This window comes from Bacteroides cellulosilyticus DSM 14838 (assembly GCF_000158035.1).
GTDB lineage: Bacteria > Bacteroidota > Bacteroidia > Bacteroidales > Bacteroidaceae > Bacteroides > Bacteroides cellulosilyticus.
Window position 1 is genome coordinate 1,377,947 of the sequence record NZ_EQ973491.1, and the last position, 6,173, is coordinate 1,384,119.

Sequence of the window (6,173 nt, forward strand, 5' to 3'; positions counted from 1 at the left end):
GATATTCCGGATAGTTGTGCTTACAGAATTCATACAGAATAAGTCCTCGTTTTTCCAGACTTATCGGTTGGTCTATCAAACCTATTTGTATCAGGTGTTCCAGGAACCGATACAGGAATTTTTCTTCTTTCAGAATGAGTTTACGGGTGATGGATTGCCAGGCTGGAGTATTATAAAATCCATCCAACAGGCGGGAGAGTTGACGGGCTGTTTGCAATTCACTTACATTGATCTCGCGGGTTTGAAGCACTTCATAGGGTGGTAGGGGAGAATATTGGATGCCCAATTCTTCCGCTCTTCTACGCATTTCCGTACCGGGGAGTAATTTGAGAGACTCCAGTTGTATTTCTCCTGCACCGTATGCTGCCAGAACACGGATATCTTCGAATATTTCTGCAAGATGGTAGAGTGGGAGTCCTGCTATTAAATCGGCATGTGTTTCCATATTGGGGAGAGAACACAGGAATTTCAGACCTTCCAATGCGTCTGTCAGCTTTCCCATCCTCCGGCTTTTTTCGAGTACAGGTTCACGCAGGCTTTGTATGCCTGCTTCCAGATGTAACAGACCTTCGGGCAAGTGTTTCAATTCTTCTTTCAGTTCTTCGGAAAGAAGTGCAGGGTGTATTTCCAGATGGAAGCGTATATCAGGGTGGTATTCAAGAAAAAGCTCAAGCAGTTCTTTTGCCCGGCGGGTATTGTAATTGAAAGTACGGTCGAGTACACGCACGTTTTTAATACCATGTTGATGAATGATTTGGAGTCGTTCGCGAATAGCTTCTATGGAAAGTGTACGTACAGGCTTTTCGCCTCCACTGACGCAGAATGCACAGGTGTTGAAACAGCCTCGTGTCGTTTCCAGCTGTACGAATGGTTTGCTCCAATTAAAGAAACGGCTTTTTTCAGGAGGTATGAGATCAGAGAATTTCAGTACACGTGCTATGCCGTTGTCTCTGTACTGCCCGTTGGAGTCGAGATAACAGAGTCCGGGAATGGTATTCCACTTTTCCTGTTCGTTCCGGCATGCGAGCCATTGCGGGAACACTTCTTCTCCTTCTCCTCTGAATACACAGCTGACATAAGGGTTCTTATGTAGGAAGTATTCATTGTCTCCCAGATACTCAGGGCCGCCTAATACAATGCAGCATTGTGGCAGGAGTGCTTTTACTCTTGAAAGGATGTGGAGCAATTGCTCATGGTTGAAGAGCCAGGTTGTAGCGGCAAGTATGTCAGGTTGGCGATGGTAGACTTCATTGACAGTCAGACCTACATTCTCATTGATAGTGGCTGATACGATATCCCATTCTATGGATGTATCATCAGCAATCTGGGCATGCAGTGCCGGAAGTGCCAGGGAAGAATGTGCGTATGAACTGTTGAGGTCGAGCCAGAGTAACTTCATTTTATATAGGGTTGGGTTTACAAAAACAGTTGCAAAGATAATGAATGTATTCCTATCTGCCTCTTTTCTGCCTGCCCAATCCTTTGCTTTACCAGTTTACGGTATGCTTTTTTAGCCTGCTTTAGGTCCGACAACGGATATTCTGACGCATTCGCTGGGAACTAATGTCAATAATTCATCCAGAAACTCACGGCTACATTCCAACAAGGTTTCCTGCGTCATTTCTTCTTTTGAGGTAGCGAAGAAGTGAAAGAGGTTATCAGAATCAGGAAGTTTCTTTACTGAATAGACTATATCCGTTGATTTCTCATTGTATGCTTGCGCCAAATCATCAGCTCTTGCCCAGAATTGAGTTGCTTTGTCACCACCGATTTCTACGACTGCAATTAATTTTTCGTTTGTTTCCATAATCATTTATTTTTAGTTATACATGTTGTCATACTAATATCAGGAGTATATTGGTTAATACTCTGTAATAATATCCGCAAATCGAGTGCCAGCAAACAGAAAATAAGCGTAGGATTATCTACTTTCAACTTTTTTAAACTAAAAGACTGTTTGTTGTACACCTGATAATTCCGAATATTTAGATAACAATTGAGCCTTTTTTATGGTTTTGGGCATTTACTTTTTTTACAGAAACATGGGCATACAGGTGCCTGAATTTATACTAACTTTGCAGTGCTTTTAACGAGTTAATAATAAAATCATTTTTAAGATGAGAACACTTCAAGAAGAATTAAAGTGTATGCGCGAAGGGCTTCATTACGATGCTCATACTCCTGAAATGTATGCCTATCGGGCTGAAGTAAAAAAGAAGCTGCATCAGTTGAATGTGACTGAATATCATACCTCTAAAATGCCGGAGGTTACCCGTTCACTTTTCCCGAATTCCGCTCCGGATTTTTTTGTGGAACCACCCTTTTATTGCGATTATGGGGATGGTATATATGCAGCTGAAGGAGTTTTTATCAATTTCGGTGCTGTTATTTTGGATGGTGCTAAAGTTACTATTGGCCGGAAAACGCTGATTGCTCCGGGAGTACATATTTATACGGCGCAACATCCGCTTGATGCTGACGAAAGGGATGCCTATGAGAATTGTCTGCCGATAACCATTGGTGAACGCTGCTGGATTGGCGGTCATGCGACAATCTGTCCGGGAGTGACTATTGGCGACCGTTGTGTAATCGGTGCAGGTTCAGTGGTTACGCATGATATTCCGGCAGACTCGTTGGCTGTGGGAAATCCTGCTAAAGTGATACGTAAATTGAATCAGAAATAATCCTGTTATTGGGGTTGTTGTTTGAAATATCTGAAAAGTAAATCCATTAATTCTCGCTTTTTGACAGGTTTTGTCATGAAATGATTGCATCCTGCAGCTAATGCATTCTCTCTGTCGGAGTCGAAAGCATTGGCAGTAAGGGCAATAATAGGAGTAATCTGGTTGAATTCCCGGATGAGGGAAGTTGCTTCAAGTCCATTCATTACCGGCATCCGCATATCCATAAAGACGATGTCAAAGGTCTGGGCTTTGATTTTCTCGATAGCTTCTACTCCGGTTATGGCACGGGTTAGTTGATTGTCTTTAAGAAGTTTCTTGATTAACAGGTAATTGCTGTCATTATCTTCCGCTATCAGAATATTCAGATCTTTAATCTTTACTGAGGAATCTGCGGAAAGGTGTTCTGTACTTTTGTTATTTAAGTCCTCGTCTGCAACCTCTGATTTTTCGACATATTCGACATCGGTATATCCGATGTACCAGAACTCAGAACCTATGTTGGCTTTGGATTTAAAGCCTACTTCTCCGCCTGTAGCATCGGCAATGGCTTTACAGATAGAAAGTCCTAAGCCGGTTCCCTGGGCAAAAGTATCTAATTTCTCGAAACGACTGAAGATACGGTTCTTTTTCTCCTCCGGTATTCCGATGCCACTATCTTTTACATAGATTCTTACCTGTCCGGGCATACATTCGTATCCCATCACAATTTCACCTTGTGGCGTATACTTAATGGCATTTGTAGCAAAGTTTGTGAATATCTGCATAAAGCGATATTTGTCGAAATTCGCCACACATTTGGTATATGGGTTGATGAGTTTGAGGGTAACTTTGGGATTTTTAATCCGTTGCTGGAAGGATCGGTACAATTCATCGCAAAGCTGGCACAAATTCAGTTTCTGACGATTGATATCAATGGAGCCAACTTCAATTTTTGACAGATCGAGAATGTCCCCGATTAATTTCAGGAGTATCTCACTGTTGGTTTCAATCAGTTGTTTATATTCAAATTTTTCTTCCGCATCATCCGTTTCGGTCAGCAATTCGGAGAATCCAACAATTGCATTGAGTGGAGTACGGATTTCATGACTCATGTTAGCGAGGAATGTGGACTTCAATTTGTCCGCTTCTTCTGCTTTGTTTTTGGCTGTAATCAGATTTTGCTGGTATATAATGTCTTCGGTAATATCCCGTTGAATAAATGTGATGACCACTACATTGCCTGCTTCATCTTCTACTGCACTGTAGGTAAAGCTGGAGTAACTATAATCTGTTGCATTGTTTTCCAGAACTCTTAATATAATTCTGTTTTCCGGGAGCTTCTGTTTATGAGCAACTGCTTCCAGTAATGCCATGAATTTATTTCTGTCGTCGGGATGGATGCTCTCATATATGGATTGCAATGATCTTTTCTCAATATTCTCGATATGGACATCGAATTTGCAAAACAGACCTTCCTTTATATTGTAGTTCCATGAGGATAGCTTCCCAGCATTCAAGGCTAGTGATAATTCCTTTTGTGTTGCTTTTATCTTCTTGTAGCTTTCAATAATTTCCCGCTCTTGTGCTTTCTTTACGGTGATATCTTCGCAGGCTAATAAATAGCCTTGACGATTTCCTTCGGGATCGCGCATGATAGTTACTTTGGTAACAAAGTATTTTTTGATTCCTTTGATGGGTGTTTCGTAGAAGTTTTCACAAAGATCGAAATCATAATCAGTTTCAAAAGAGACATTCAACCCCTGCTTTAGGAGAGCTTTATCTTCTGCCGTGATGTTAGGGTCATCGAAGATATTAATATTATAAATATCCTTCATGGTTACACCGAACATTTTTAGTGTAGTGCCATTGGCGTATTTCAGATATCCATCTTTATCATATACGCCGAGCCCTAAAGGTATGTATTCAGGAATGAGCGACAGAAGTTCATTTTCCATGTTTATTATTGCACCTATGATGTTTTTATAAGCGTGGTGCAAATGTATGCAAATTCCCGGAACTTTATGATTATCGTGGTTAATATTTATTGGTGGTTGGTCGGAATAGTAAACTTTAACATAGAGGATAGTAAAGTGTTATAAACAAAAAATCCTGCAAGTCATAAACTTACAGGATTTTTTGGGGTGACTGATGGGACTCGAACCCACGACATTCAGAACCACAATCTGACGCTCTAACCAACTGAACTACAGTCACCATGTTTACGTCATTTCTCAAACGCGGTGCAAAGATAGGTATTATCTTTAATACTGCAAATATTTGGCGAAATATTTTATTGAAATCTGCATTATTTTTTATTCTCCTTAATTCCTACATTGTGCTGTTGGAGGAGCTTTCGGGAGTTTTTGACGAAGATATTCAGATGGTTACGTGCAGCTTCCGGGAGCTTTGAGATAGATGTGGAATCTGTGGGATAAAGCACATAGTTTTTTTCTTTGGTGAAATTGGGACGTGCTGTCCATACGAAATTATATCCGCAACGTTGTACTCGAACTTGTGGGGAAGTAGATGTTGTGGTGTCTTTTTCTAATTCTAATGTGAATATAAGTCCTCCGTCAGTATTTACTTTACTCATATTGGAGATGAAATTCCCTAAAGAATATACTACAGCGTGTTGTGTTCTGGTAATGCTATCGGTACGTAGTTCCATGGGTTGTATAACATGAGGATGGCTACCGATGATATGGGTAACGCCCTGTTTCAATAACCAATCAGCCAATTGTTGCTGTTCGCGACTGGGTAGCGATTGGTATTCGTTTCCCCAATGCATACAGGCAATGATAACATCAGGTTGCCATGTTCGTGCTGTATCGATATCCTGTAACATGATTTTCTTATCAATATAGTTCACTATGTTGGGAGAGGATGGCTTAACTCCATTGGTATCATAGGTATAGTTAAGAAGGGCAATTCGAAAACCGTTTTTGTGAATGAGTAATGGGTATCGTTGACGGCGTTCTTCTTCATTTCTATAAGTTCCGGTGTAGGGGATACGTAAGGAATCTAACATTAGGATTGTACGTTCCAAACCTTTTTTACCGCGGTCGAGACAGTGATTGTTAGCAGTTAACAGAACATTGAAACCGGCCTCTTTAATGGCATATAAATATTCATCAGGTGCACAGAAAGCCGGATAACCACTATAAGGTTTTCCACCGATAGGTACTTCTAAATTGCTGATAGCGATGTCCGCTCCACTGATTTGCTCTTTTACTAGAGAGAAGCAGGGAGAGTAGTCATAAGTCCCTTTATCTGTACGCGCGGCGTCAAGCTGGGCTTTGTGTTGCATCAGATCACCTACAAATAATAGAGTGATTTTTGCAGGGGGGATTGTATCAGTGGATTCCGGTACTACTTGTTCCTGTGCTGTGCTACAACACGATATAAAGAAGAAAAGTAATGCAAGAGGGATTGTCTGTCTCATGACTTTGAGCGGATTAAGGTTCCACTGGATAAAATAAATACCGAAAGGAGTCAAGTTGTCACAAGAGG

Annotated in this window: 5 protein-coding genes and 1 tRNA gene; 1 reads left to right on the plus strand and 5 read right to left on the minus strand. The window is 41.0% G+C overall.

Features of this window, described 5'->3' with window-relative positions:
* Both BACCELL_RS17680 and BACCELL_RS17685 read right to left on the minus strand, forming a co-directional pair.
* A partial coding sequence (locus BACCELL_RS17680) for a B12-binding domain-containing radical SAM protein (protein WP_007213334.1) occupies window positions 1–1,399 on the minus strand: 1,399 nt, incomplete at its 3' end.
* Window positions 1,400–1,510: 111 nt separating this feature from the next.
* A complete protein-coding gene (locus BACCELL_RS17685; protein WP_007216110.1) occupies window positions 1,511–1,807 on the minus strand; it encodes a hypothetical protein in 297 nt (98 codons plus the stop codon).
* Window positions 1,808–2,117: 310 nt separating this feature from the next.
* Here BACCELL_RS17685 and BACCELL_RS17690 point away from each other — a divergent pair, with 310 nt between their 5' ends.
* Complete coding sequence (locus tag BACCELL_RS17690) at window positions 2,118–2,684, plus strand: sugar O-acetyltransferase (protein WP_007213337.1); 567 nt, start codon at window positions 2,118–2,120, stop codon at window positions 2,682–2,684.
* 5 nt (window positions 2,685–2,689) lie between these two features.
* Here the strand turns inward: BACCELL_RS17690 and BACCELL_RS17695 are convergent, their stop codons facing one another.
* The 3 genes from BACCELL_RS17695 to BACCELL_RS17705 all read right to left on the minus strand — a co-directional run bounded on the left by BACCELL_RS17695 (window position 2,690) and on the right by BACCELL_RS17705 (window position 6,105).
* Window positions 2,690–4,618: a PAS domain-containing hybrid sensor histidine kinase/response regulator gene (locus tag BACCELL_RS17695; RefSeq protein WP_007213338.1), complete on the minus strand. Its 1,929-nt coding sequence runs from the start codon at window positions 4,616–4,618 to the stop codon at window positions 2,690–2,692.
* Window positions 4,619–4,800: 182 nt separating this feature from the next.
* Window positions 4,801–4,877 (minus strand) — tRNA-His (locus BACCELL_RS17700).
* A 91-nt stretch (window positions 4,878–4,968) separates the two neighbouring features.
* On the minus strand, window positions 4,969–6,105 hold the full coding sequence (locus tag BACCELL_RS17705; RefSeq protein ID WP_052309561.1) for a CapA family protein: 1,137 nt from the start codon (window positions 6,103–6,105) through the stop codon (window positions 4,969–4,971).
* Between the last annotated feature and the right edge of the window lie 68 nt (window positions 6,106–6,173).

Excerpts from the sequence above, each read along its gene's own strand:
- BACCELL_RS17685 (WP_007216110.1), bottom strand. The coding sequence starts at position 1,807 with ATGGAAACAAACGAAAAATTAATTGCAGTCGTAGAAATCGGTGGTGAC.
- BACCELL_RS17690 (WP_007213337.1), top strand. The coding sequence starts at position 2,118 with ATGAGAACACTTCAAGAAGAATTAAAGTGTATGCGCGAAGGGCTTCAT.
- BACCELL_RS17695 (WP_007213338.1), bottom strand. The coding sequence starts at position 4,618 with ATGGAAAATGAACTTCTGTCGCTCATTCCTGAATACATACCTTTAGGG.
- BACCELL_RS17705 (WP_052309561.1), bottom strand. The coding sequence starts at position 6,105 with ATGAGACAGACAATCCCTCTTGCATTACTTTTCTTCTTTATATCGTGT.